Source organism: Mesorhizobium sp. WSM3626, assembly GCF_000513935.1.
Taxonomy (GTDB): domain Bacteria; phylum Pseudomonadota; class Alphaproteobacteria; order Rhizobiales; family Rhizobiaceae; genus Mesorhizobium; species Mesorhizobium salmacidum.
Map to the genome: position 1 here is coordinate 1 of NZ_AZUY01000068.1, position 25,262 is coordinate 25,262.

21 protein-coding genes and 3 pseudogenes are annotated in these 25,262 nt (G+C 63.0%); 19 read left to right on the forward strand and 5 right to left on the reverse strand.

The window, feature by feature from the left end:
- Positions 1–241 (reverse strand): annotated as a pseudogene (locus tag M653_RS01000000133890) (IS110 family transposase); the annotation flags it as partial.
- Positions 242–454: 213 nt separating this feature from the next.
- The gene (locus tag M653_RS0129325) at positions 455–2,287 is read right to left on the reverse strand and encodes an ATP-binding protein (RefSeq protein ID WP_027146516.1); all 1,833 of its coding nucleotides are present in this window, start codon (positions 2,285–2,287) and stop codon (positions 455–457) included.
- A gap of 153 nt (positions 2,288–2,440) precedes the next feature.
- On the opposite strand from M653_RS0129325, the gene M653_RS0129330 reads away from it, so the two are divergent.
- From M653_RS0129330 to M653_RS0129340, 3 genes are read left to right on the forward strand one after another with little or no spacing between them, the layout of a single operon-like run.
- On the forward strand, positions 2,441–3,004 hold the full coding sequence (locus M653_RS0129330) for an XRE family transcriptional regulator (protein WP_027146517.1): 564 nt from the start codon (positions 2,441–2,443) through the stop codon (positions 3,002–3,004).
- A 4-nt stretch (positions 3,005–3,008) separates the two neighbouring features.
- The gene (locus M653_RS0129335) at positions 3,009–3,317 is read left to right on the forward strand and encodes a hypothetical protein (protein WP_027146518.1); all 309 of its coding nucleotides are present in this window, start codon (positions 3,009–3,011) and stop codon (positions 3,315–3,317) included.
- Positions 3,318–3,361: 44 nt separating this feature from the next.
- Complete coding sequence (locus tag M653_RS0129340) at positions 3,362–3,892, forward strand: GNAT family N-acetyltransferase (protein ID WP_027146519.1); 531 nt, start codon at positions 3,362–3,364, stop codon at positions 3,890–3,892.
- A 6-nt stretch (positions 3,893–3,898) separates the two neighbouring features.
- Here M653_RS0129340 and M653_RS0129345 read toward each other — a convergent pair whose 3' ends face one another.
- The gene (locus M653_RS0129345) at positions 3,899–4,789 is read right to left on the reverse strand and encodes a LysR substrate-binding domain-containing protein (protein WP_027146520.1); all 891 of its coding nucleotides are present in this window, start codon (positions 4,787–4,789) and stop codon (positions 3,899–3,901) included.
- Positions 4,790–4,907: 118 nt separating this feature from the next.
- On the opposite strand from M653_RS0129345, the gene M653_RS0129350 reads away from it, so the two are divergent.
- Positions 4,908–6,059, forward strand: coding sequence for a gamma-butyrobetaine dioxygenase (locus tag M653_RS0129350; RefSeq protein ID WP_027146521.1), 1,152 nt, complete (start codon positions 4,908–4,910; stop codon positions 6,057–6,059).
- The gene (locus M653_RS0129355; protein ID WP_027146522.1) at positions 6,056–6,640 is read left to right on the forward strand and encodes an HD domain-containing protein; all 585 of its coding nucleotides are present in this window, start codon (positions 6,056–6,058) and stop codon (positions 6,638–6,640) included. The genes M653_RS0129350 and M653_RS0129355 overlap by 4 nt, the downstream gene beginning before the upstream one ends.
- 187 nt (positions 6,641–6,827) lie before the next feature.
- Here M653_RS0129355 and M653_RS1000000134810 read toward each other — a convergent pair.
- Positions 6,828–8,636 (reverse strand): annotated as a pseudogene (locus tag M653_RS1000000134810) (NAD(P)/FAD-dependent oxidoreductase).
- Positions 8,637–9,081: 445 nt separating this feature from the next.
- On the opposite strand from M653_RS1000000134810, the gene M653_RS0129365 reads away from it, so the two are divergent.
- The 11 genes and pseudogenes from M653_RS0129365 to M653_RS0129415 all read left to right on the forward strand — a co-directional run bounded on the left by M653_RS0129365 (position 9,082) and on the right by M653_RS0129415 (position 20,490).
- Positions 9,082–10,878: an acetolactate synthase 3 large subunit gene (locus tag M653_RS0129365; protein ID WP_084637014.1), complete on the forward strand. Its 1,797-nt coding sequence runs from the start codon at positions 9,082–9,084 to the stop codon at positions 10,876–10,878.
- A gap of 78 nt (positions 10,879–10,956) precedes the next feature.
- Positions 10,957–11,532 carry an acetolactate synthase small subunit gene (gene ilvN, locus M653_RS0129370; protein WP_027146524.1) on the forward strand — a complete coding sequence of 192 codons (576 nt, stop codon included), beginning with the start codon at positions 10,957–10,959 and terminating at the stop codon, positions 11,530–11,532.
- Between the two features lie 120 nt (positions 11,533–11,652).
- Positions 11,653–12,249, forward strand: a complete 597-nt coding sequence (locus tag M653_RS0129375; RefSeq protein ID WP_027146525.1) for a LysE family translocator — start codon at positions 11,653–11,655, stop codon at positions 12,247–12,249.
- A 78-nt stretch (positions 12,250–12,327) separates the two neighbouring features.
- A pseudogene (locus tag M653_RS1000000136315) lies at positions 12,328–12,501 on the forward strand (type II toxin-antitoxin system RelE/ParE family toxin); the annotation flags it as partial.
- Positions 12,498–12,818 carry an addiction module antidote protein gene (locus M653_RS0129385; RefSeq protein WP_027146526.1) on the forward strand — a complete coding sequence of 107 codons (321 nt, stop codon included), beginning with the start codon at positions 12,498–12,500 and terminating at the stop codon, positions 12,816–12,818. The pseudogene M653_RS1000000136315 and the gene M653_RS0129385, both read left to right, overlap by 4 nt.
- A gap of 298 nt (positions 12,819–13,116) precedes the next feature.
- Positions 13,117–14,376, forward strand: coding sequence for an efflux RND transporter periplasmic adaptor subunit (locus tag M653_RS0129390; RefSeq protein WP_027146527.1), 1,260 nt, complete (start codon positions 13,117–13,119; stop codon positions 14,374–14,376).
- A complete protein-coding gene (locus M653_RS0129395; protein WP_027146528.1) occupies positions 14,373–17,534 on the forward strand; it encodes an efflux RND transporter permease subunit in 3,162 nt (1,053 codons plus the stop codon). Before M653_RS0129390 ends, M653_RS0129395 begins: the two co-directional genes overlap by 4 nt.
- A gap of 79 nt (positions 17,535–17,613) precedes the next feature.
- Positions 17,614–18,219 (forward strand): nitrile hydratase subunit alpha, encoded by a 606-nt coding sequence (gene nthA / locus M653_RS0129400; RefSeq protein WP_027146529.1) that lies wholly within the window; start codon positions 17,614–17,616, stop codon positions 18,217–18,219.
- Entirely contained in the window at positions 18,216–18,875 is a 660-nt protein-coding gene (gene nthB, locus M653_RS0129405) for a nitrile hydratase subunit beta (protein WP_027146530.1), read from the forward strand. The genes nthA and nthB overlap by 4 nt, the downstream gene beginning before the upstream one ends.
- Positions 18,862–19,227, forward strand: coding sequence for a nitrile hydratase accessory protein (locus tag M653_RS0129410; protein WP_027146531.1), 366 nt, complete (start codon positions 18,862–18,864; stop codon positions 19,225–19,227). The genes nthB and M653_RS0129410 overlap by 14 nt, the downstream gene beginning before the upstream one ends.
- Before the next feature lie 135 nt (positions 19,228–19,362).
- On the forward strand, positions 19,363–20,490 hold the full coding sequence (locus tag M653_RS0129415; protein WP_027146532.1) for an ATP-dependent RecD-like DNA helicase: 1,128 nt from the start codon (positions 19,363–19,365) through the stop codon (positions 20,488–20,490).
- A 23-nt stretch (positions 20,491–20,513) separates the two neighbouring features.
- On the opposite strand, the gene M653_RS0129420 is transcribed toward M653_RS0129415, so the two are convergent.
- Positions 20,514–20,942 (reverse strand): STAS/SEC14 domain-containing protein, encoded by a 429-nt coding sequence (locus M653_RS0129420; RefSeq protein ID WP_027146533.1) that lies wholly within the window; start codon positions 20,940–20,942, stop codon positions 20,514–20,516.
- 160 nt (positions 20,943–21,102) lie between these two features.
- On the opposite strand from M653_RS0129420, the gene M653_RS0129425 reads away from it, so the two are divergent.
- The 3 genes from M653_RS0129425 to M653_RS0129435 form a co-directional block, all read left to right on the forward strand.
- Positions 21,103–21,843, forward strand: a complete 741-nt coding sequence (locus M653_RS0129425) for a pyridoxine 5'-phosphate synthase (protein ID WP_027146534.1) — start codon at positions 21,103–21,105, stop codon at positions 21,841–21,843.
- Positions 21,844–21,938: 95 nt separating this feature from the next.
- On the forward strand, positions 21,939–23,852 hold the full coding sequence (locus tag M653_RS0129430) for a potassium transporter Kup (RefSeq protein WP_027146535.1): 1,914 nt from the start codon (positions 21,939–21,941) through the stop codon (positions 23,850–23,852).
- Between the two features lie 193 nt (positions 23,853–24,045).
- On the forward strand, positions 24,046–25,262 hold a 1,217-nt coding region (locus tag M653_RS0129435; RefSeq protein ID WP_032936423.1), incomplete at its 3' end, for a KUP/HAK/KT family potassium transporter.

The following is a 25,262-nucleotide window of genomic DNA, read 5'->3' on the forward strand; positions in this document are numbered from 1 at the left end:
TCACGTGCTGCGCCGGCATCAGCAGCACCTCGTGACCCAACGCGCGCAACTCCCGCGCCCAGTAATGAGCCGCGCCACAGGCCTCCATGCCAACCTTCAGTGGTGGAAGCCCCGCAAAGAAGGCGAGCACCTGATTGCGCCGCAGCTTCTTGCGCAATACAGGCTGTTCGGCTTCATTCACCCCATGCAACTGGAAAACGCTCTTTGACGTATCCATGCCAATGCGAATAAGTTTATCCACGGACGGTCTCCCTTGTTGAGATCTGCAACGACCTCATTCTGGCACCCCAACACGGACTGAATGTCCGCTCCGCTCCGGTTCTCGAAAACGACACCAGCCGACTCAGCCTGACGAATTCCCTGATGGGATTTACCCAAGCTGTCCAACGAAGACGGATCGTCCGCTTGCACGGACTTTCAGGACTTTTCGTAGACGGGGGCGGGGCGCTCAGCCTCAATCGTTCTGTGGACGCAGGCCGAAGGTGGCTGGCTTGAGGCCGTAGCGCGTGTCGAAATCTTCGTCCGACTGCACGCGCGCCGCCGCCGGCGGTTTGCGGTAATCGGGGTCGCCGGCCTGCCGGCCGGAATCGACCACCTCGGCGAAGGCCATTGCCTGGCTCTGCGGTTTCGGCACGTTGCGCAGCCGCTCGACGATCGCCACCAGATCGACCTCACCGGCCTTCGACGTCACTTCTTCCTCGCGCTTGGCCGTGCCGGGAAGCAGGTGAGCGGGCAATCTCTCGAATTTCAGCCGCATGGTCGTCGCCACGCCTTCGCCGAAGGCGATCGCTTCGCGCTGGCCCATGGAAGACAGGAACGCGAGCGTGGAGGCGGACGAGTCGGCGATTGCCGAGCGAATGATCGCCTGGTCCTGCTCATTGGCGAGCCGCATGGCGAAGAAGGTCGAGCATTGCGACAGAATGGTCGGGTCCAGCTCACCTGGGCGCTGGGTGACGACGCCGAGATAGCAGCCATATTTGCGGCCTTCCTTGGCGATGCGCGACAGCGCATGCCTGGTCGGCGCGAAGCCGAGGCGCGGATCGGCAGGCATATAGCGATGCGCTTCCTCGCATAAAAACAGGAGCTGCAGCTTGCCTTCGCTCCACAAAGCGAGGTCGAAGGCCAGGCGCGCCAGCACCGAACAGACGGAATTGACCACTTCCGAGGGCATGCCGGCCATCTCGAAGCAGGTTACCGGGCGGCCATGATGCGGCACGCGGAAGATGTTGCCGATCGTCTCGTGGATGGTGTCCTCGATCAGGCGCGAATTGAACATGAAGCGGTAGCGCGGATCGGCAGCCGCCGATTCGATGCGCGTCTTCAGCGATTTGAGGGTCGGACGATCGGTCTTGCTTTCGAGCATTCCCATGCGCTCGTCGATCTGCTTGAGCAGGTCGGCGATGCGGTAGGGTACCGGCGTATCGGCGGTCAGCGCATCGCTGCCGCGCCTCAGGTAGGCGCCTGAACCGGGGTTGCGATAGAGGTTCTTGGCGAGCGGAACGAGGTCGCGAAGGGCGTCGATCTCTTCCGGCACCGTTTCGCGTCCGCGAAACAGCACTTCGGCGAATTCCTCCAGCGTGAATATCCAGAACGGCAGGTCGAGCGTCTTGGAATCGACCCTTACGCAATATTCGGGCAGCGAGGCCGCGAACTCATTGTGCGGATCGAGGATCAGGATGCGCAGGTCGGGTCGCGCCGCGATCGACTTGCGCAGCAGCAGCGACACGGCGGTCGACTTGCCGACGCCGGTCGTGCCGACAATGGCGAAGTGGCGCGCCAGCGTGTCGTCGATGGCGATGTTGGCGGCGATGGCCTCGTCCTGCGCCAGCGAGCCGATGGTGATGGAATGGCGGCCGGCCAGGTCATAGACCGCCTGCAGGTCGCGGGTGCGGATGCGGTGCGCGACGGCGCCGATATGCGGATAGCTGGTGATGCCGCGGTCGAAGATCGGCTTGGCACCGGGTTCGGCGCCGTCGCGCACTTCGCCGATCAGCTCGATGCTGACCTCGATGGCGTTCTGGCCCTCATTGCTCCAGGCGCGATCCGACTTGCCGATCGCATAAACCAGGCCAACGGTGCGCGTCGTGCCCAGATTGATGGAGATCATCTTGCCGACCGTCCACAGGCCGGTGATAGCGCCGTCGACGTCGTCGGCATAGGCGCTGATGGTGGCGCGCGCGCCGTCGCATTGCACGACGTTGCCTAGGATGCGCCGATCGTTCTGCTCTGCGTTGCGGCGCTCCTGCGATGTCGGTTCTCCGACGGAAGCCTCGCGTTCGACATACATGGACAGGCCTATCCCCATTTCCCTGGAGACCGGACGCTACAGGAACGGGGTTAAGGTCGGATGAGGTCGGATGGTGTAGAGAGGATTAAGGACGCGATGAAAATTATCGTGAGATGGTCTTCACTCGCATTCTTGTTTCGTTATAATGGACGAATGGATGATATAGCGAACGACATTTCCTCGACCATCGGCAGGCGCATTCACGCCGAGAGGATCATGCGGGATTGGTCGCTGGCCGAACTCGCAGAACGGTCAGGCGTTTCCAAGGCGATGCTGAGTACGATCGAGCGCGGCATGACCAGCCCGACGGCCGCGCTTCTGGTGCGCATTGCGGCGGCCTTCGGCATGACGCTGTCGACCCTTATCGCGCGCGCGGAATTGCAAGGCGGCGGGCTGTTGCGCGCGGCCGACCAGCCGGTGTGGCGCGACCCCGATACAGGCTATGTCAGGCGGCATCTGTCGCCGGCCTGCGACATGCCGCTCGAACTGATCAAGGTCCATCTGCCGGCGGGCGCGAAAGTCAGCTTACCCGCGGCTTCCTACGCCTTCATCAAGCAGCAGATCTGGCTGATCTCGGGACAACTCGAATTCACCGAAGGCGATCAGGTGCACAGGCTCGAACCCGGCGACTGCCTGGCGCTCGGGGCACCGTCGGACTGCACCTTCCATGCGCTGGGGCCGGGCGCCGACTATCTCGTCGCTCTGGTCAGGGGCTGACATCATGGCAAGACGGCCAAAGCGCTCCCACAATGGGGGGCCGCCTCTTGACGACTACAAGGGGCCGCCATGGGGCAAGGGCGATCCTTACATCTTCCTGGCCTGGCAGGCGGCGCACGCCAAGGCATGGAAGGCGCCGAGCCGCGAAGTGATGCTGATGCGCATGGACAAGGCTGAACGGCTGGGCCTGACCTATGAGGAATACACGCTCGAAATCCTCGAGCGCGGTCGGCATCTCAGGGAAGAAGACACCGAACGCATCAGCGCCATCAAGGCAGCGCGCAAGCGGCGCCGTGCCCGCCATCTCGACTGACGCCGGCGCTATCGACCCCATCCATCGTTTCCAGAGGACCAGCTATGAATGCCATAGAGATCGAGCCGTTGACCGCCAGCCGGGAAACACTCGCACTGCTGACGGATCTGCTGGTCGAAACGGTTGCCGCCGGCGGATCGGTCAGTTTCATGCATGCGCTGGCGCCGGAGGCGGCAAGGGCATTCTGGGAGACGTCGCTGGCCGCGGCGGCACGAGGGCAAAGAGTGGTGCTTGGGGCATGGGACGGCGGGGCTCTGGTCGGCACCGTCACGCTGCTGCTCGACTGTCCGCCCAATCAGCCGCATCGGGCCGAGATCGCCAAGCTGATGACATCAGTCGAGCAGCGGGGCAGGGGCGTCGGGACACGCCTGATGCGGGCCGCCGAACGCCTCGCGGCGGAGAAGGGACGCACGCTGCTGGTTCTGGATACGGCGACGGAGGAGGGTGCTTCAGGACTTTATGAGAAGCTCGGCTTCACCCTGGCCGGCGAGGTACCGGATTATGCGCTGAAGCCGCATGGCGGGCTGACGGGCACGCTGATCTACTGGAAGCGTATCGGCACAGCATCGCCGTAGCGCCAGTCAGGTCCGGGCTTTTCCGGCAAGGCGCTTTAGCAGCCAGTGGCGGAAATCCTGCTCGGCACTGGTCAGTTGCGCGGTCGACGGCCTGGTCAGAAAATGCCCCGACGTGCTGGGGAGCTCAAAATCGGAAAGCGGGACCAGCGCCCCGCCGTCGAGCGCCACGTCGATCAAGGGGCGGGACCCCAGCAGCACGCCGGCGCCGGCGCTCGCCGCCTCCATGGCGGCGACGAAACTGTCGAAGCGGTGCGACCGCCGGGGATGGCCAGCCAATCCGGCCGCCGCGAACCATTCCGCCCACATCTCGCGCGCGCCGGCCACGAGAAGCAGCGGCAGCGATGTCCAGTTGGCGGCGGCGCTGGCGAGGGCCGGACTTGCCACCGGCACAAGCCGCTCGGCGGTCAGCCTCTCGGCCTCGCGTCCAGGAAAGGATCCGTTGCCGAAACGGATGTCGAGCGCCGAGCCTGGCAGATCGTAGTCGGTCGGGCGGTGGATCGTCACCAGATCGAGTTGGACGCGCGGCAGCGCCTCGGCGAGATCGGGTAGCGCCGGGACCAATGCCAGCAAGGCAAACGAGATCGGCACCCGGATCGAGACGGTCCGGACGGCGCGCGGTTCGAACAATTCCGTGGTGCTGCTGCCAATGGTGGCGAAGGCCGATTGGATGTGCGGCAGGTAGGCGGCGCCCTCGGGCGACAGCGCGACCCCACGCGCCAGCCGCGAGAACAGCCGCGTCTTCAGCCGTTCCTCGAGCAGCCGGATATGCTGGCTGACGGCCGCCTGGGTCAGCCCGAGTTCGGCAGCCGCCGCGGTGAAATTCGACAGCCGTGCCGCAGCCTCGAAACTGCGCAGCCAGTCGAGGGGAGGCAGCGTGGGGACAAGTCTCCGAGCCATTACGAAATTTCGGCCTTTGGCTAAAAAATGATAATTTGAGTTATGCCTTGGGTACGCTCAACATGCAATCGAAGCCCCGGATCTGGCGGTGGGCGGATAGACACAGGACCTGATCTCCATGTTGACCCACGCGCTGATCGGCGACGAAGGCAGAACAATCGAACTTGGCTGGCAGGACGGAAGGCGCACCCGCTTTCACGCCATCTGGCTGCGCGACAATGCGCTCGACGACAAGACGCGTAGCGCCGGCAATGGCCAGCGGCTCGTCACCATCCTCGACATTCCGGCCGGCACGAGAATTGGCGCTGCATCGGTCAAGGCCGGAGCACTGGAGATCAGCTTCGAACCGGAGGGAAAGACGGTCAGCTTTCCCGCCCAATGGCTGCGTGCGAATGCCTATGATCGCGACGAGACACGCCAGCCCGGTTGGACAGGCGATGTTATCCAGCGCTGGACCACGGCGACGATGCAGAACTCGGTGCCGCGCGCCAGCTATCCGGCGGCCTTCCATGGCCGCGGTGTCCTGCGCGAATGGCTTTCGGCGGTGAGGACTTATGGCTTTGCGGTGATGGACGGGCTGCCGGCCGAATCCGGGGCGCTGTGCAAGGTTTCCGACCTGTTCGGCTATATTAGGGAAACCAATTACGGGCGCTGGTTCGAGGTGCGCGCCGAAGTCAATCCGAACAACCTCGCCTACACCAATCTCGGCCTGCAGGCGCATACCGACAATCCCTATCGCGATCCGGTGCCGACGCTGCAGATCCTGTCCTGCATCGAGAACACGGTGGAGGGCGGCGAATCCAGCGTCGTCGACGGCTTTGCCGTCGCCGCTGCCTTGCAAGCGGAAAACCCCGAAGGTTTTCGGCTGTTGAGCTCCCATGCGGCGCGGTTCGAATACGCAGGTTCATCCGGTGTGCGGCTGCAGTCCAAACGGCCGATGATCGAGCTTGGACCCGACGGCGAACTGATCTGCATCCGCTTCAACAACCGCTCGCTGGCGCCGACCGTCGATGTGCCGTTCGCCGACATGGATCGTTACTACGCCGCCTACCGCCGCTTTGCCGAGCTGATCGAGGATCCGTCCTTCGAAGTGACCTTCAAGCTGGAACCGGGCCAGGCCTTCATCGTCGACAACACTCGCGTCATGCATGCCCGCAAGGCGTTTTCGGGCACCGGCAAGCGGTGGCTGCAGGGATGCTACGCAGACAAGGACGGCCTTTTGTCGACGCTCGCGGCGATCGAACACGGCTTCAAGGAGGCGGCGGAATGAGCAGCCATGATCTGAACGCGGACACCATCGTCGAGTTTATAGCCGACATTTTCGAGCGCCGGGGTGCCGAATCCTATCTCGGCGAGCCGGTGACGATGTCCGAGCACATGCTCCAGGGAGCTTGGCTGGCGGAACAGGATCGAGCGCCCGAGGTGCTGGTGGCCGCCGCGCTGCTGCACGACATCGGCCACTACACCAGCGAGTTCGGCACCTATTCGCCCGACGATGTCGAAGACAAGCACCATGACGAGGCCGGCGGCGAGGTGCTGGCGCCGTTCTTCCCGCCGGTCATCGTCGAATGCGTTCGGCTGCATGTCGCCGCCAAGCGCTATCTCTGCGCCACGGACCCGACCTATTTCTCCAAGCTGTCGCCGGCTTCGGTTCACACCCTGTCGCTGCAGGGCGGACCGATGAGTGCCGACGAGGTGGCCGAGTTCCGCAAGAACCCGTTCCATGAGGAAGCGGTGCGGGTTCGCATCTGGGACGAGGGCGGCAAGGTCGCCAATATGCGGACGCGGGCGTTTCGCGACTATGTGCCGTTGCTGCAGCGCGTCGTGCACGATTTCGCCAATCGCGCCTGACCAATCACCGGGAGGAGACAGCCATGTGCCTCTGCTTCGATGGCGGAAGCGCGGTAGCCTGGAGACCTGCCGCGAGTGTTTGGCTGACGAGGGCGCCATCGCCGACCAGCAGTGAGCCCGGCGGGCTCACCGCTGCCGTTTCGTTCGGTGTCGCCGAGGGCTCACCATCTGATGCGGGGGATACGGGCTATCCCTTGTGGTGGACCTCCTGCAATCCGTAGACCGGTGTGGGCAAGCCAACCTGCCTGGCCTTCAGTTGCAGCGCCAGATATTGCGAATAGTGGCGCGACTGATGGAGGTTGCCGCCATGGAACCACAGCGCCTCCTGCTGGGTCGGCTTCCACATGTTGCGCTGCTCGCCTTCCCAGGGGCCGGGATCCTTGGCGGTGTTGGAGCCAAGACCCCAGACCTTGCCGACCTTGTCCGCCACCTCCTGTGAAATGAGGTCCGCGGCCCAGCCGTTCATCGAGCCGTAGCCTGTGGCATAGATCACGAGATCGGCGGGCAATTCGGTTCCATCGGCGAATTTGACCCCGGTTTGCGTCAGCTCCTCCACCGCGGCGCCTTGTCCGCTCTTGAGCTTGATCGAGCCGTCGATGACGAGGTCGCAGGCGCCGACGTCGATATAGTAGCCTGAACCGCGGCGCAGATATTTCATGAACAGGCCCGAGCCGTCATCACCCCAGTCGAGCAGGAAGCCGGCCTTTTCCAGATCCGCGTAGAACTTGGCGTCGCGTTCCTTCATCTGCTGGTAAAGCGGGATCTGGAATTCGTGCAGGATGCGGTAGGGCAGGGAGGCGAAGATAAGGTCGGCCTTGCGCGTCGTCATGCCGCTCTCGACCGCTTGCTCCGAATAGAGCGCGCCGAGCCCGATATCCATAAGCGTGTCGGACTTGACGATGTGCGTGGAGGAACGCTGCACCATGGTGACGTCGGCGCCACCCTCCCAGAGAGCCGCGCAGATGTCGTGGGCGGAGTTGTTTGAGCCGATGACCACGACCTTCTTGCCGCGGTATTTGTCCGGGCCGGGATGGGTCTAGGAATGCTGCTGCTCGCCCTTGAAGATGTCCTGGCCCTTGTATTTCGGCCAGTTCGCCTTGCCGGACATGCCGGTGGCCAGCACCAACTGCTTGGGTTTGAGGACGATCTCTTCGCCGTCGCGTTCGACCACCACGGTCCATTCCTTGGCCTTCTCGTCGTATTTCGCGGATTTCGCCGAGGTGGAGGACCAGTAGTTCAGCTCCATCACCTTCGTGTACATCTCGAGCCAGTCGCCGATCTTGTCCTTGGGCGCGAAGACCGGCCAATTCTTGGGGAAATCGATATAAGGCAGATGGTCGTACCAGACCGGATCGTGCAGGCAGAGCGACTTGTAGCGCTTGCGCCAGGAATCGCCGGGGCGCTCGTTCTTCTCGATGATGATGGCTGAAACGCCGAGCTGGCGCAGGCGCGCGCCGAGCGCGATGCCGCCCTGGCCGCCGCCGATGATCACGACATAGGGCTGCTTGCTGCGGCCGAGTTCAGCGAGTTCATCGTCACGCTCCTCGCGCCAGGATTTCCTGTCCTTGCCGTGGCCGTGCTTGGCGCCGAGCGGCCGGGTGAAGCCCGCCTTCTCCTCATGGCCCTTGAGTTCGGCCATGCTGGTGAGCAAGGTCCAGATCAGGTCGCCCTTGAACCGCACCAGGCCGAAACCGCGCGCCACCTCGGTCTCGAAGGTGATCCAGGCGGTGCTGACGCCGTCCGCCTCGGTCGCCTCCTCGCCTTCGGCTACTTTCCAGTTGCTCGGTCGGGTCTCAGCCAGCGTTGCCTTCAGCATGTCGCGGACCTGGTCCTGGCCCTCCATCGTCCTCAGGTTCCAGGTGAAGGTGACCAGGTCGCGCCAGTAGCAATCCGCCTGGAAACAGTTGACCGCGGCGTCGATGTCGCCTGTATCCAGCGCCTTGCCAAACTTGTCGAGCAGCGCTTGCGCCTTCGTTGTGGGTGTTCTCTCGAGCATGGTTTCTCCTCCGGTTGTCGGTTTCCAAGAACGCCTGTTCAGGCTTCCACTGGAACAGCAAGCGGCCGGCCAGGACCTCCCTACCTGGGGTGGGACTCCCGTTCGCCGGCAACGCGTCTCCTCCCAGGCACGTCGTCAGCCGGCATAGTGGTGCGTCGATGGGATGGGCTCAACTGTACTATGGTAGCGCGTAGCGGAGCCCCGTCTCACAGGCGAGTGAATTCGCATCATCCCCCATTGACGACCCCGCGAGTTCGCCTTTATGGTCCGCCACCATGAAAACGGCACTCATTCTCGTAGGAAGGCGCGTGGGCAAGGCGGTGTAACCGCCGGGCGAAGACCTCCCATGCGCACCACACAGGCTCCCTCGGGGGCCTTTTTTATTGCCTGAAACACGACTAAACGACCAGCAACGCCCAAATGGCGACAGTACGGGATCAGACCGATGAGCAATGGACAAAGTGAGCGGCGCGAAATGCCAAGTAGGGAAATGACGGGCGCCGAAATGGTGGTGCAGGCGCTGAAGGACAATGGCGTCAAGCATGTCTTCGGCTATCCGGGCGGCGCCGTTCTCCCGATCTATGACGAGATTTTCCAGCAGGACGAGGTCGAGCACATTCTCGTGCGGCACGAACAGGGCGCCGGCCACGCCGCCGAGGGCTATGCGCGGTCGACCGGCAAGGCCGGCGTCATGCTGGTGACATCAGGCCCCGGCGCCACCAATGCGGTGACGCCGCTGCAGGACGCGCTGATGGACTCGATCCCGCTGGTCTGCCTGACTGGCCAGGTGCCGACTTCGCTGATCGGCTCCGACGCGTTCCAGGAATGCGACACGGTCGGCATCACGCGGCCCTGCACCAAGCACAACTGGCTGGTGAAGGACGTCAACGAACTCGCCGCGACCATCCACGAGGCCTTCCATGTCGCGACGACCGGCCGTCCCGGCCCGGTCGTGGTCGACATCCCGAAGGACGTGCAGTTCGCCAAGGGCTTTTATGTCCCGCCGCAGATCGCGCCGCGCACCAGCTACCAGCCGAAGGTCCAGGGCGACCTGGAGAAGATCAAGGCCGCGGTCGAACTGATGGCCACCGCCAGGAAGCCGGTCATCTATTCGGGTGGCGGCGTCATCAATTCCGGCGCGGAAGCGAGCCATCTCCTGCGCGAACTGGTGGACCTGACAGGTTTCCCGATCACCTCGACGCTGATGGGTCTCGGCGCCTATCCGGCTTCGGGCAAGAACTGGCTGGGCATGCTGGGCATGCACGGCACCTATGAGGCCAACATGGCCATGCATGATTGCGACGTGATGCTCTGCATCGGCGCGCGTTTCGACGACCGTATCACCGGCAGGCTGAATGCCTTCTCGCCGAATTCGCGAAAAATCCACATCGATATCGATCCGTCCTCGATCAACAAGAATGTCCACACCGAAGTGCCTATCATCGGCGATGTCGGCCGGGTGCTGGAAGACATGGTGCGGCTGTGGCGGGCAACCGCCAAGACCGACAAGAAGGCGCTCTATCCCTGGTGGGAGCAGATCGCCAAATGGCGCGCGCGCGATTCACTCGCCTTCAAGATGAACAACGACGTGATCATGCCGCAATACGCCATCCAGCGGCTCTATGAACTGACCAAGAACATGGACACCTACATCACCACCGAGGTCGGCCAGCATCAGATGTGGGCGGCGCAGCACTATCATTTCGAGAAGCCGAACCGCTGGATGACGTCGGGCGGGCTCGGCACGATGGGTTACGGCTTGCCGGCCGCACTCGGCGTGCAGATCGCGCATCCCGATGCACTGGTCGTCGACATTGCCGGCGACGCCTCGGTGCAGATGACGATGCAGGAGATGAGTGCCGCCGTGCAGCACGACGCACCGATCAAGATCTTCATCCTCAACAACCAGTATATGGGCATGGTGCGGCAGTGGCAGCAGCTGCTGCACGGCAACCGGCTGTCGCATTCCTACACCGAGGCGATGCCGGACTTCGTCAAGCTGGCCGAGGCCTATGGCGGCCACGGCATTCGCTGCGACAAGCCCGACGAACTGGACGACGCGATCAAGGAGATGATCTCGGTCAGGAAGCCGGTGCTGTTCGACTGCCGCGTGGCGACACTCGCCAACTGCTTCCCGATGATCCCTTCGGGCAAGGCGCACAACGAGATGCTTTTGCCCGACGAGGCGACCGACGAGGCCGTGGCCAATGCCATCGACGCCAAGGGCCGGGAACTGGTGTAGACGACGAGCCAAGGCAGGGCTTGTCAAAAAAAGCCGTGCGAAAACAGATAATTAGATCCAGAATTTGAGATTCATGTCATGAACGCACAGCACCTTCAACCCACCGGTTCCGCCTACTTCATCGCCAAGGAAACGGAACGGCCGGAAAACCACACGCTTTCCGTGCTGGTCGACAACGAACCGGGCGTGCTCGCCCGGGTCATCGGCCTGTTTTCCGGGCGTGGCTACAACATCGAGAGCCTGACCGTCTCGGAGACCGAGCATGAAAAACACCTGTCGCGTATCACTATCGTGACGCGCGGCACGCCGCATGTGCTGGAGCAGATCAAGCATCAGCTCGAGCGCATCGTGCCGGTGCACCGCGTGGTCGATCTCACCGTGCGTTCGCACGAGTTCGGGCAGGAGCGGCCGCTGGAGCGGGAACTGGCGCTGGTCAAGGTTGCTGGCACCGGCGAGTCCCGGGTCGAGGCGCTGCGCCTCGCCGACGCCTTCCGCGCCAGCGTCATCGACGCCAACACCGAGCATTTCATCTTCGAGATCACCGGCAAGGGGTCCAAGCTCGACCAGTTCATCGCCATCATGAAGCCGCTCGGCCTTGTCGAGATCTGCCGCACCGGAGTGGCGGCCATGAACCGTGGCCCGCAAGGGATGTAGGCCGACTTAGCCCATCGGAATTTTTGTACGAGTGCAGGACTGGCGCGACCGACGGTCGGCACTGGCTTTTGTGCAGTCGTCGGAAAGAGACAATAGTACTGACGTATCTGGGAGGATCTCATGTCCCTCGACGCATTCCTCGCACTGCTTGTCTACGCCTTCGTGACCTCGATCACGCCAGGGCCGAACAACCTTATGCTTCTGGCATCAGGCGTGAATTTTGGACTGGTCAGAAGCGTGCCGCACATGCTGGGCATCAGTATCGGGTTTCTTGTGCTGCTCCTGGCCGTCGGGCTCGGCCTGGGAGCGGTGCTGACCGCGTTTCCCGCGCTGCACACCGGGCTGAAGATCGCCGGTGCCGTCTATCTGCTCTACCTTGCCTGGAAGATCGCCATGTCGCGCTCGCTCAGCGGCAAACGCGAGACGGATGCGTGGCCGATGCGGTTCATCGATGCAGCGGCTTTCCAATGGGTCAATCCCAAGGCCTGGGTGATGGCCATCACCGCGATGGCCGTTTACACCAATCCGGAACGACCATTCCTGTCCGTCATTCTGATTGGTGTGGCTTTCACCGTGGTCAACCTTCCCAGCGTCTCGGTTTGGGCTGGATTCGGCACGGCGTTGCGCGGTTTCCTTTCGGATCCGGTGCGGCTGAAATGGTTCAACATCGCCATGGGCGCGCTGCTGGCGGCGACGCTTTGGCCGATGTTGCGGTAAGTTAAAGCCTTCAAGGCGCGGCACGCGCATTCTGTAAATTCTGGTTCACATCTGCTTTGACTATTTGGCGACCTTGGCGATGCCAAGTTTTTCGATGGCATCGGCGAATTGCGGGTCGACCATGGTCCGGGCTATCGCATCTATTTCGTCAAGGCGAGCAACACGATCATCATTCTGCTCTGCGGCGGCGACAAGTCATCACAAAAGGCCGACATCAAGAAGGCCATTGGCATGGCGAAGGAGGTCAAATGACCATTGAAACCACCAAATGGGACGCTTCAGAATTCCTCGACGGCGAGGAGGCAATCTTAGCCTATATCGAAGCGGCCTTCGAAGACGGCGATCCCGCCCTTATCACCCATGCGCTCGGCAACGTGGCCAGGGCTCGGGGCATGACATCCATTGCCAAAGACGCTGGCGTGACGCGCGAGGCGCTGTACAAGGCTCTAAGCGACAAGGGCGATCCCAAGCTTTCAACCCTGCTCGGCGTCATGAAGGCGCTCGGGCTCAGATTGACGGCCGAGCCCGCACCAAGGGACAATCCTGCCGAGGCACGCCTCGCAGGCTAACTCGCCACAAAGGCGATGCAACCACGTGGCGTCTGCTGCTTCGACGGGGTGGCTTGCCCAGTAACTCACGGCGGCCGGGCGAAGTGCGTGATCTCGTCTCCCAACGCTGAATGTGTCCTGTTAGCCCGGCTGCACAGCTATTGTGCAGTGCACATTAAATCTTCGTAATGCCGTGTTTTGGCCCTTTTCCGACAAACCCGCGTCCTATCTATTCGGCGAAATCGCGGCAATGAGCCGTGAATTGCGCTAGAATACGACCACCTGGCTATGGCGTGTCGAACGGAGAGGTCTTTTGTCGATGCGTGGAAAAGTCATTCTGTCGTTGCTGGCGGTCGCCTGTGCGAGTGCGGCCTGGCTCTATCTGTCGCCGGACGCGCTGAACAAGGCTCAGCAGATCATCGGCACAAAGCAGGTCGCCGCGACAGACAAGCCGGCGGCCGACAAGGCGGCAGGCGGCAAACAGGGCGGTGGCGGAAACGGCGCCCGCTCGACCTCGATCGTTTCGGCGACGGCAACGACGGCTGACTTTCCGGTCCGCCGCTATGCCATCGGCTTCGTTTCCTCTCCGGCCGTGGTCAACATCAACGCGCGCGTCTCCAGCCAGATCGTGTCGATCGACGTCAAGGACGGGCAGATGGTGAAGGCAGGCGACCTCCTGTTCTCGCTCGACGACCGGGCGCTGAAGGCTCAACTCGCCAAGGACCAGGCAGCGCTTGCCAAGGACCAGGCGCTGCTTGCCAGCTCGAATTCCGACCTTCAGCGCGCCAAGGACCTCGTCGCCAAGCAGGCCGGTACGCAGCAGACCTACGACCAGGCCGTTGCCGCGCAGAAAGCGGCGGCGGCCACCGTCGATGCCGACAAGGCAACGATCGACGCGGACAATGTCCAGCTTGGCTTTGCCGCCATCGCCGCGCCGATCGCTGGCAGGCTGGGTGCGGTGAATGTCGCCGTCGGCGATCTCGTGACTGTCAGCAACGGTAACAGCAGCACGGCGACGCCACTGGTGACGATCACCCAGATGGACCCCTTGCAGGTCAACTTCAATCTGCCGGAAAGCAACCTTGCCCTGCTGCACAAGGCGCTTGCCAATCCACAGCAGAACGCGGTGACGTTGACCCAAAGCGGCGACCCGACGCCGATCGGCAAGGGTACGCTCGATTTCGTCGATTCCAGCGTCGACACCGCTTCGGGCACGATCGCTACACGGGCAAGCATTCCCAATGCCGATCTTTCCTTGTGGCCCGGCCAGTATGTGAACGTCGTCCTTGACGCCGGCATCATGCCGCAGATGACCTCGGTTCCGACCGTCGCGGTCCAGCCCAGCCAGAAGGGACCGTTCGTCTATGTGGTCAAGCCGGACAACACCGTCGAGATGCGGCCAGTGCAGGTGGCGCTGACCGAAGGCCAAAACAGCGCCATCAGCCAGGGGCTGAAAAGCGGCGAGAAGGTTGTCACCGAAGGCCAGACAAAGCTGAAGGACGGCGCCGCGGTGCATGAAGGCAAGGAAGCCGCGCCCAAGGTTGCCCAGGCCAGCAACGCCGGCGAGGCAGGCCAATGATCTCCGAATTCTGCATCCGCAGGCCAGTCGCCACCCTTCTGATGTCGTTCGCCCTCGTGCTGGGCGGGCTGTTCGCGTACAAATTCCTGCCGGTCGCCGCATTGCCGAGCGCCGAATTTCCGGTGGTCAACGTCTCGGCCTCGCTGCCTGGCGCGTCGCCGGAAACCATGGCCACATCGGTGGCGACGCCGCTGATCAAGCAGTTCGCCACCATCGCCGGCATCGATTCCATCTCGACCACCAACGCACTCGGCCAGACCTCGATCGCCATCCAATTCGTCCTCAACCGGAATATCGATGCGGCCGCGGCCGACGTGCAAGCCGCGATCGCGCGCACCCAGAAATCACTGCCGCCGCAGATGACGTCGCCACCGAGCTATCGGAAGGTCAATCCGGCCGATGCGCCTATCCTGCTGATGTCGCTGGTCAGCGATACGGTTCCGCTGACCGACCTCGATGCCTTTGCCGAAAACGTCATCTCGCCGTCGCTGTCGACCATCGATGGCGTCGCGCAGGTGTCGATCTTCGGCCAGCAGAAATACGCGGTGCGCATCCAGATCGATCCGACCGCGCTTGCCGCGCGGGGCATTTCTATCGATCAGCTGCAAGCGGCTGTGGCTTCGGCCAACAGCAACACGCCGCTCGGCGTGCTGCAGAACAACAAGCAGCAGCTGACCATCACCGCCAACACGCAGCTTACCGATGCGGCCGGCTTCTCCAACCTCATCATCGCCACCAAGAACGGTCACCCGGTGCGGCTGGGCGAGGTGACCCGTGTCGTCGACTCGGTGCAGACCACCACGACCGCGAGCTGGTACGACGGTACCCGCGCGATCATCATGGCCGTGCAACGCCAGCCCGACGCCAATACGGTCGACGTCGTCGACAAGGTCAAGGCGATGCTGCCGTCCTTCCAGGACCAGATGCCGGCCGCCGCCCGGATCAAGCTGCTCAACGACCGATCGAGCTCGATCCGCCAGGCCGTCGACGACGTGCAGTTCACGCTGCTGTTGACCATCGCGCTGGTGGTCCTGGTGATCTTCGTGTTCCTGCGCCGGGTGACGGCGACCATCATCCCGGCCGTGGCGGTGCCGATCTCGCTGATCGCTACGCTCGGCGCGATGTTCCTGTTCGGCTTTTCCATCGACAACATCTCGCTGATGGGCCTGACGCTCGCCGTCGGCCTCGTCGTAGACGATGCCATCGTGATGCTCGAAAACATCTTCCGCCATATGGAAGAGGACGGGCTGTCGGCCTTCGATGCGTCGCTGAAGGGCGCGCGCGAGATCGGCTTCACCATCATCTCGATCTCGATCTCGCTGGTGGCGGTGTTCATCCCGGTGCTCCTGATGGGCGGCGTGATCGGGCGCATCTTCAACGAGTTCGCCGTCGTGGTGACCGTCGCCATCCTGGCCTCGATGTTCGTGTCGCTGACGCTGACGCCGATGCTGTGCTCGCGGCTGCTGTCGGTGACCAAGGCCGACCGCGAGGCGCACGGCGCTGGCCACAAGCGCGATTTCATCACGCGCGGCTATGACTGGATCCTGAGCTTCTGCCTGCGGCATACTTTCCTGGTGTTCCTCGTCTTCATCGGCACCGCGGCAGCCTCGGTGTGGCTGATCGAGGTCTCGCCGAAGGGCTTCTTCCCGCAGGAGGATATCGGCCAGATTTCGGTGACCACGATCGCGCGCCAGGACATTTCGTTCGACGCCATGGCCAAGCTGCAAGGGCAGGTGGCCAGCGTGTTCTCGAAGTCGCCCTATGTCGACCATGTGGCGTGGTCGGCGGGCAGTGGCAACAATGCCCTCAACCAGGGGCAGCTCTTCGTCCAGCTCAAGGGCAAGGACCAGCGTCCCGATGTCGAGAAGGTGCTTTCGGACCTGCGCAAGCAACTGGCCGGCGTGGCGGGCATCGAGACCTACATGCAGCCGGTGCAGAATCTGCGGCTCGGTTCGCGATCGTCGGCCAGTGCCTACCAGCTCGTTGTTCAGGGCCTCGATACCGGACAGACCGATATCTGGGCGCAGAAGATGAATGACGCGATGGCGGCCGACCATGCGACCTTCGCCGATGTCACCAGCGACCTGCAGAACAATGCGCTGCAGGCGTCGCTGGTGGTGGATCGCGACAAGGCCGCGCAGCTCGGCATCGATACCGACACGCTCCGCTCGGCGCTTTATGGCGGGTTCGGCACCGACCAGGTTTCAACGATCTTCGGCTCGGCCGACAGCTACGAAGTCATCACCGAACTCGATCCCAAGATCGAATGGTCGCCGGAGCGGATGCTCGCCATCCAGATGCGGACGGCGAGCGGCAGCCTGGTGCCGCTCGGCGCCTTCGCCCGGGTCGACCGCACGGCCGGCGCCTTGACGGTCAATCAGCTCGGCCAGCTTCCGGCCGTGACCATCTCCTACAACCTGCCGCAGGGCGTGGCTCTAGGCGACAGTGTGAAACGCATTGACGCGCTGAAAGAACAGATCGGCATGCCGGCGGCGATCTCCACGACCTTCGCCGGCACGGCCAAGACCTTCCAGGATTCGCTCGCCAACCAGGGCCTGCTGGTCGGCGGCGCCATCCTGACCATCTATATCGTGCTCGGCATTCTGTATGAGAGCTTCATCCACCCGCTCACCATCTTGACGGGCCTGCCGTCGGCTGTGCTCGGGGCGGTTGTCGCCTTGCGCTTCGCCGGCATGGATCTGTCCGTCATCGCGGTGATCGGCATCCTGATGCTGATCGGCATCGTCAAGAAGAACGGCATCATGATGGTCGATGTCGCGCTTGAACTGCGACGAGAAGGCATGTCGGCCACCGACTCCATCCACAAGGCCTGCCTGATGCGGTTCAGGCCGATCATGATGACGACGCTGGCAGCACTGATGGGCACGTTCCCGATCGCGCTCGGCACCGGCGCCAGTGCGGAACTTCGCCAGCCGCTGGGCGTAGCCGTCGTCGGCGGCTTGCTCGCTTCGCAAGCGCTGACCTTGTTCGTGACGCCGGTGATCTATGTCTACATGGAGAATTTCTCAGGCTGGCTGGTCGGGCTCATGCCGAAGCGCAAAGCCGAGTTGCATCTGGTCGAAGAGGGCGATCAGCCTTCGCTGTTCGGCACCAATGACGACATCCCGGGCGAGCCACAGAAAACAGCTGCCGAGTAGCAGGCAGGCAAGGCGCCGATCCCCGTTGGCCCAAGCCATGGAGCTTGCGGCCGGCGGGTCGGAACCGTAATTTGCGGCCATGTCCCACGATCATGACCACGACAACGAACTCGATCCGTTTGCCGCGCGGGTGCGGGCGCTGGAAACCATCCTGACCCGCAAGGGGCTGATCGATCCGGCCGCGATCGACGTCATCGTCGATACCTACGAGACGAAGATCGGCCCGCGCAACGGTGCCAGGGTGGTGGCCAAGGCCTGGAGCGATCCCGCTTTTGCCGAGTGGCTGAAGCGCGACGCGACGCGGGCAATCGAATCGCTGAGCTATACCGGCCGGCAAGGCGAGCACATGCAGGCGGTGTTCAACACTGGGGACACCCACAACCTCGTCGTCTGCACGCTGTGTTCCTGTTATCCGTGGTCGGTGCTTGGCTTGCCGCCGGTGTGGTACAAGGCGCCGCCCTATCGGTCGCGCGCGGTAATCGATCCGCGCGGCGTGCTCGAGGAATTCGGGCTGGTGCTGCCGGCCGGGACGAAGATACGCGTCTGGGATTCGACGGCGGAACTGCGCTATCTCGTCGTGCCAATGCGGCCGGAGGGCACCGAAGGCTGGAGCGAGGAGCGGCTGGCGGAGCTGGTGAGCCGCGATGCCATGATCGGCACCGCGCTGGCGAGTCAACGGGCATGAACGGGCCGCAGGATCTCGGCGGACAGATGGGGTTCGGCCCGGTCGCGCCCGAAAAGGATGAACCCTATTTCCACGCTCCGTGGGAGCGGCGGGCGCTGGGTGTGACGCTCTGCGCCGGCGGCATGGGCGCCTGGAACATCGACGAGAGCCGGCACGCGCGGGAATCGCTGCATCCGGCCGACTATTACAGCTCCAGCTACTATCAGATATGGATCAAGGCACTGGAGATCCTGCTCAAGCGGCACGGCTTCGTCAGCGAACGCGACCTCGGGGCAGGCGAGGCGATCGATCCGGCGGCGACTCCGAAACGGGTGCTGAAGGCGGAAAACGTTCCGACCGTGCTGGCCAAGGGCGGTCCGTGTGACCGGCCGGTCGAGACAGCGCCGCGCTTCAAGGCTGGTGATTCGGTGCGGACCAAAAACTTCAATCCGACCGGCCATACCAGGCTGCCGCGCTATGCGCGCGACAAGAACGGGATGATCGAGGCCGTGCGCGACGGCTTCGTCTTCCCCGACAGCAATGCGCATGGGCAGGGCGAGAATCCGCAGTGGGTCTATACCGTGGTTTTCGACGGCACGGAAATCTGGGGCGAGGGCGCCGACCCGACACTGACCGTCTCGATCGACGCCTGGGAGAGTTATCTTGAGCCGGCGTGAGGCGAAAGGGCCTGCCGCCGGTTTGCCCGCCGGCCTCGACGCACCGGTTTTCGCCGAGCCATGGCAGGCCGAAGCCTTCGCCATGACGGTGGCGCTGCACGACAAGGGCCTGTTTTCGTGGAGCGAGTGGGCGGATGCCCTGTCCGCCGAGGTGAAGAAGCCGGATGCCGCGGCGGACGGCCATGATTACTACGAGCATTGGCTGGCGGCGCTTGAAACCCTGCTTGCTTCCAAGGGGCTGGCCGCCAAGCCTGACGTCGATGCGATGGCGCAGGCCTGGGAGCGCGCCGCCCACGCCACGCCGCATGGCAAGCCGATCCTGCTGGAGAACGACCCGGGCGCTGTCAACTGAATGCAGGCTGTTTCGTTCCCTTTACGTTCTTGGTTGCGGCTGATAGCCTGAACCGTAGGGGAGTTCGCCACCGGCTGTGTCGATGCTGGTGGCGGCTATCTTGTCTTTGCCTCGCGAATCCGGTCACACGATCAGATGGAATTTTCACCCCAACAGGATGAGGCGCTGCAAGCGGTCGCCCGCTGGCTGAAGACCGGCAAGCCGCAGCTGTTCCGGCTGTTCGGCTATGCCGGCACCGGCAAGACGACGCTGGCGCGCTATTTCGCCGAGCATGTCGACGGCCAGGTGCAGTTCGCCGCCTTCACCGGCAAGGCGGCGCAAGTGCTGCGCTCCAAGGGGGCGGTCAACGCCCGCACCATCCATTCGCTGATCTACCGGCCCAAGGGCGAGGAATCGGTGGCTGACGAGGTGACCGGCAAGACGTCGATGTCGCCGACCTTTTCGCTCAACCGACAGAGCCCGATCTCACGCGCGAAACTGGTCGTCATCGACGAATGCTCGATGGTCGACGAACAGCTCGGCCGCGACCTGATGAGTTTCGGCACGCCGATCCTGGTGCTGGGCGATCCCGGCCAGTTGCCGCCGATCTCGGGCGGCGGCTTCTTCACCGATCACGAGCCCGACTTTCTGCTGACCGAGATCCACCGGCAGGCGCGCGACAATCCGATCCTGCGGCTGGCGCTCGATGTGCGCGAGGGCCGCGAATTCATGCGCGGCGACTATGGCAGCGCGCAGGTGATCGGCAAGGAAGACGTCAACCAGGAACTGGTGCTCAGGGCGGACCAAGTGCTGGTCGGCACCAACCGGACGCGGCGGCGCTATAACCAGCGCCTGCGCGAGTTGAAGGGCTTCAATGCGGATTACCCACAAGCGGGCGACAAGCTGGTGTGCCTGCGCAACGACCCAGCCAAAGGCCTGCTCAACGGCTCGCTGTGGAAGGTGATGACCTCGTCGCGCGAGACGGTGAAGCCCGGCATCAACCTTCTGGTGTCGCCCGAAGAGGACGATCCGGATCGTGGTGTCGCCAAGATCAAGCTGCTCAAGGCGGCGTTCGAGGATCCGGACGCCGAAATCCCCTGGCAGCAGAAGAAGCGCTTCGACGATTTCGACTATGGCTATGCGCTGACCGTGCACAAGGCGCAGGGTTCGCAGTGGAACGAGATCGTGCTGTTCGACGAAAGCTGGGCCTTCAAGGAAACGCGCCAGCGTTGGCTTTATACAGCCATCACCCGGGCCGCTGAACGCCTGACGATCGTCAGATAGAAGGGCCGGCGGGTAGGACCGTTTCATCCTCTTTCTGGAGCGGCCTTGGCCTCCTGGCCGGTCGGCCGCGCCCCGAGCCATTCCCAGGCAGCAGCTTCGTCCTCGATCTTGAAATGCCTGAATTCGACGGGCGACGAAGCGGGCAAGGCGCGTCGTGCGTTCGGCGTCCAGTCAGGGGCGCCGATCGCCGCGCAACGGCCAATATGTTCCAATGCGTGGACGGCACCCTTCTTGATGGTCTCATCGGAGATGTCGGCCCAGTCGACGCCCTCGTGATCGACTATGCGCACGGCCACGTCGATTCTCTGATGGAGCAAGTAGGCCGCCTCGAGCAGGCCAAACAGGTTCTCGGCATCGGCGGCCGAGACATGGCCGACCACATCGATGGCAAAGAGGTCGTCGCGGCTGGTCTCGATGCGGCGGATCGCCGGCACGGATTGGAGGAAATTCAAGGTAGCGCCTCCTTTTCGTGGAGTATGTTGGTCTTCTGGAACACCGGAAAGGCCCTATCTGTTCCCGTTAAAGACGCTATAGATGCGCCGTCTCCAATGCGCCGTGCCGGAACGAACGAGCGTGGCGCGCCTCGATAGCCTGTTTCACGGACGCCAGCCCATGCCCGCCAAGCTTTCCGTCAACCTCAACGCCATCGCCATGCTGCGCAACCGGCGCGACCTGCCATGGCCCAGCGTAATCGGCGTCGGCCGCCTTGCCCTTGCCGCCGGAGCGCATGGGCTGACGGTGCATCCGCGCCCCGACGAACGTCACACCCGGCATTCCGACCTGCCCCAGATCAGGGCGCTGATCGACGACGAATTCCCGCAGGCGGAATTCAACATCGAGGGCTACCCAAACGAGGATTTCCTGACGCTTGTGGAGAAGCACCAGCCTGAGCAGGTGACGCTGGTGCCCGACGATCCGGCACAGGCAACCTCCGACCACGGCTGGAACTTCATCGCCGATGCGGCGTTCCTGGCGCCGATCGTCAAGCGTCTGAAGAAGGGCGGTTTCAGGGTCTCGCTGTTTTCCGACGCCGATCCCGCCGGCATAGGGGCTGCGCGCGATACGGGCGCCGATCGTATCGAACTCTATACTGGCCCTTATGGCAGCTACCATTCCGATTCCGGTAAGGCGGCCAAGGAATTGGAAAGGCTGGGAAAAACCGCTGACGTGGCATTTGCCGCCGGCCTCCAGGTCAATGCCGGGCACGATCTGACGGTGGCCAATCTGCCCGCGCTGGCAAAGCGCATTCCGGCATTGGCCGAAGTGTCGATCGGACATGGGTTGACAGCCGACGCATTGGAGTATGGCATGGCCGGCACGGTGGGGCGGTTTCTCAGGGCTTGCGGCTGGTAGGGGTAATGCTTCGTATTGGTATGGCAGCCATCGCGTGCATTTGATAGTTTATCGCCGCATGCATAGAGCACCGCGCGCTTGTCGGAGAGTGGTCGATGGCCCTTGCCAATAGCGGGAGCGAGGCTGAAACCGTCGACCAATCGAGCCATGCCGCGGTCGAGCAGCACAGCACCAAGGTTCTGATGCTGGGCGCGCTCGGTGTCGTCTATGGCGACATAGGCACGAGTCCGATCTACGCCTTCCGAGAGGCGCTTCATGCTTCGCCCGGCATCGCAACGCGCGTTCACGTGCTTGGCGTGCTGTCGCTGATCGTCTGGGCGCTGACGATCATCGTGACCATCAAATACGTCGCCTTCGTGCTTCGTGCCGACAACAAGGGCGAAGGCGGCACGCTGTCGCTGATGTCGTTGGCACGCAGCGCCTATCCCAAAGGCGCCCGGCTGATCCTTGTGATCGGCCTTTGCGGCGCGGCGCTGTTTTTCGGCGATTCGATCATAACGCCGGCCATCTCGGTGCTGTCGGCGGTCGAAGGCCTGACGGTGGTGACCCCGACGCTGGACGCCTATGTCGTGCCGGTCACACTGGTCATCCTTGCCATCCTGTTTTCCGTGCAGCGCTTCGGCACGGGAAAGGTGGCGGCGGTGTTCGGGCCGGTGACGGCGCTGTGGTTCCTGGCCATCGGCGTTGCGGGCATCTATCACTTGATGGATGACCCATCGATCCTGCTGGCCATCAATCCCTATTACGCGGTCGCCTATCTGGCCAGCACGCCCACCGCCGCCTTCGTCACTGTCGGCGCTGTCTTCCTGGCAGTGACCGGGGCCGAGGCGCTCTACGTGGATCTCGGCCATTTCGGACGCAGGCCGATCGTGCTGGCATGGTTTTCCGTGGTGTTTCCCTGCCTGCTGCTCAACTATTTCGGGCAGGGCGCGTTTGTGCTCGCCCATGGCGGAAAACCGACCAATCCGTTCTTCGAGATGCTGCCAGACTGGGCACTGATGCCGATGGTGGGACTTGCAACGGCCGCGACAGTCATTGCCAGCCAGGCGGTCATCTCAGGGGCTTTTTCGCTCACCCGCCAGGCGGTGCAGCTCAATCTTCTGCCACGCATCGAGGTGCAGCATACGTCGGAAATGCAGTCCGGGCAGATCTACATGCCGCGCGTCAACCTTCTTATTGCGTTGGGGGTGATGCTGCTGGTGGTCGGTTTCGGCAGTTCGAGTTCGCTGGCTTCCGCCTATGGCATCTCGGTGACCGGCGAAATGTTGATGACGACGATCCTGCTGTTCGTGGTGATGCGCAAGATGTGGAAATGGAAGCTGGCGCTCGCCCTGGCGCTAACCTTGCTGTTCGGCATCATCGACAGCGGCTTCTTCCTGGCCAACGTCGTGAAGATCGTGGAAGGCGGCTGGGTCTCGATCACCGTTGCCTGCCTGATGGGGCTGATCATGTGGACGTGGATACGCGGCACCCGCTATCTCTTCGACAAGACGCGCCGCAACGAGATCCCGCTCGATTTCCTTGCAGGCAATCTGCTGAAGAAGAAGCCGCAGCTCGTCTCGGGCACCGCGGTGTTCCTGACCAGCGATCCGCTCAGCGCGCCGACCGCCTTGATGCACAGCCTCAAGCACTACAAGGTTCTGCACGAGCAGAACGTTATCCTTTCCGTGGTGACCGCGCCGCAGCCGGTGGTGCCCGACAGCGACCGCGTCAAGATGGAGACGGTCAACGAGCTGTTCATGCGGGTGACGCTGACCTTCGGCTACATGGAACAGCCCAACATCCCGCGCGCGCTGGCGATCTGCCGCAAGCAGGGCTGGAAGTTCGACATCATGACGACATCCTTCTTCCTGTCGCGGCGCTCGCTCAAGGCTTCGCCCAATTCCGGCATGCCGGTGTGGCAGGACAGGCTGTTCATCGGCCTTGCGCGCTCTGCGGCGGACGCGACGGAGTATTTCCAGATCCCGACCGGCCGCGTCGTTGAAATCGGCACGCAGGTTGCCATTTAACAGACACGTGCTCGCCGGCCCGCAGGTTGTGCCGTGGTCCGGACGTGAGCCTGCGAACGTCGTAGGAATCGACACCCGCGGGAAATCGCCGACAAGAAGCTGCGCGCTGCCAATATGAGTGCCATAACGTTACGGCACTTGATATTGCGTTGCAGCAAGCGTAGAGCACCGCGCGTTTATCGGAGTGTCGTACATGGCCCTTGCCAATGCTGGTAGTGAGGCAGAACCCGTCGACCAATCGAGTCATCCCGAAATCGAGCAGCACAGCACCAAGGTGTTGATGCTGGGCGCACTCGGCGTGGTCTATGGCGATATCGGCACCAGCCCGATCTATGCGCTCCGGGAGGCGTTGCACGCTTCGTCCGGCAGCGATGTCGCCACCCGTGCCGATATTCTCGGCGTGCTGTCGCTGATCATCTGGTCGCTGACCATTACCGTCACGGTAAAGTACATCATGTTCGTGCTGCGTGCCGACAACCGCGGCGAGGGCGGCGTGCTGTCGCTGATGGCGCTGGCCCGCGGCAGTTTTCCGAAGCGCTCGGCGGTGATTCTCGGCATCGGCATCGTCGGCGCCTCGCTTTTTTTCGGTGACGCGGTCATTACGCCGGCGATTTCGGTGCTTTCGGCGGTCGAGGGCATGAATGTCGTCACCCCAACATTCCAGCCCTATGTCGTGCCATTGACGCTGGTCATCCTCGCCATGGTGTTTGCCGTCCAGCGCTTCGGTACCGGCGGCGTTGGGCTGGTGTTCGGCCCGGTGACCGCGGTGTGGTTCCTGGCCATCGGCTTGTCCGGCATCAATCACATCATCGTCGATCCGGAAATCCTGTGGGCCGTCAGCCCGCACTATATCGTCGCTTTCCTGATCAATTCGCCCGACGTCGCCTTCGTCACTGTCGGTGCTGTGTTTCTGGCAGTGACCGGCGCAGAGGCCCTCTATGCCGATCTCGGCCATTTCGGCCGCAAGCCTATCGTGCTTGCCTGGCTTGCGATCGTGTTCCCCTGCCTGCTGCTCAATTATGCCGGGCAAGGCGCCTTCATACTGGCGAATGGCGGCGTGGTGGGCCATCCGTTCTTCGAGATGAACGGGGGTTGGACTCTTATCCCGATGGTGGTGCTGGCGACGGCGGCTACCGTCATCGCCAGCCAGGCGGTCATTTCAGGGGCTTTTTCGCTGACCCGCCAGGCGGTGCAGCTGAACATGCTGCCGCGGCTGGAAATCCTCCACACATCGGAAAAGCAGTCCGGCCAGATCTACATGCCGCGCGTCAATCTTCTGCTGGCCCTGGTGGTGATGATGCTGGTGGTCGGCTTCGGCGAATCGAGCAAGCTGGCCTCCGCCTACGGCATCTCGGTAACCGGCAACATGCTGGTGACGACGGTGCTGCTCTATGTCGTCATGACCCGCAT

Excerpts from the sequence above, each read along its gene's own strand:
- M653_RS0129340 (WP_027146519.1), top strand. The coding sequence starts at position 3,362 with ATGAATGCCATAGAGATCGAGCCGTTGACCGCCAGCCGGGAAACACTC.
- M653_RS0129345 (WP_027146520.1), bottom strand. The coding sequence starts at position 4,789 with ATGGCTCGGAGACTTGTCCCCACGCTGCCTCCCCTCGACTGGCTGCGC.
- M653_RS0129330 (WP_027146517.1), top strand. The coding sequence starts at position 2,441 with ATGGATGATATAGCGAACGACATTTCCTCGACCATCGGCAGGCGCATT.
- ilvN (WP_027146524.1), top strand. The coding sequence starts at position 10,957 with ATGAACGCACAGCACCTTCAACCCACCGGTTCCGCCTACTTCATCGCC.
- M653_RS0129390 (WP_027146527.1), top strand. The coding sequence starts at position 13,117 with ATGCGTGGAAAAGTCATTCTGTCGTTGCTGGCGGTCGCCTGTGCGAGT.
- M653_RS0129335 (WP_027146518.1), top strand. The coding sequence starts at position 3,009 with ATGGCAAGACGGCCAAAGCGCTCCCACAATGGGGGGCCGCCTCTTGAC.
- M653_RS0129325 (WP_027146516.1), bottom strand. The coding sequence starts at position 2,287 with ATGTATGTCGAACGCGAGGCTTCCGTCGGAGAACCGACATCGCAGGAG.
- nthA (WP_027146529.1), top strand. The coding sequence starts at position 17,614 with ATGTCCCACGATCATGACCACGACAACGAACTCGATCCGTTTGCCGCG.
- M653_RS0129385 (WP_027146526.1), top strand. The coding sequence starts at position 12,498 with ATGACCATTGAAACCACCAAATGGGACGCTTCAGAATTCCTCGACGGC.
- nthB (WP_027146530.1), top strand. The coding sequence starts at position 18,216 with ATGAACGGGCCGCAGGATCTCGGCGGACAGATGGGGTTCGGCCCGGTC.
- M653_RS0129350 (WP_027146521.1), top strand. The coding sequence starts at position 4,908 with ATGTTGACCCACGCGCTGATCGGCGACGAAGGCAGAACAATCGAACTT.
- M653_RS0129415 (WP_027146532.1), top strand. The coding sequence starts at position 19,363 with ATGGAATTTTCACCCCAACAGGATGAGGCGCTGCAAGCGGTCGCCCGC.
- M653_RS0129375 (WP_027146525.1), top strand. The coding sequence starts at position 11,653 with ATGTCCCTCGACGCATTCCTCGCACTGCTTGTCTACGCCTTCGTGACC.
- M653_RS0129430 (WP_027146535.1), top strand. The coding sequence starts at position 21,939 with ATGGCCCTTGCCAATAGCGGGAGCGAGGCTGAAACCGTCGACCAATCG.
- M653_RS0129365 (WP_084637014.1), top strand. The coding sequence starts at position 9,082 with ATGAGCAATGGACAAAGTGAGCGGCGCGAAATGCCAAGTAGGGAAATG.
- M653_RS0129355 (WP_027146522.1), top strand. The coding sequence starts at position 6,056 with ATGAGCAGCCATGATCTGAACGCGGACACCATCGTCGAGTTTATAGCC.
- M653_RS0129395 (WP_027146528.1), top strand. The coding sequence starts at position 14,373 with ATGATCTCCGAATTCTGCATCCGCAGGCCAGTCGCCACCCTTCTGATG.
- M653_RS0129425 (WP_027146534.1), top strand. The coding sequence starts at position 21,103 with ATGCCCGCCAAGCTTTCCGTCAACCTCAACGCCATCGCCATGCTGCGC.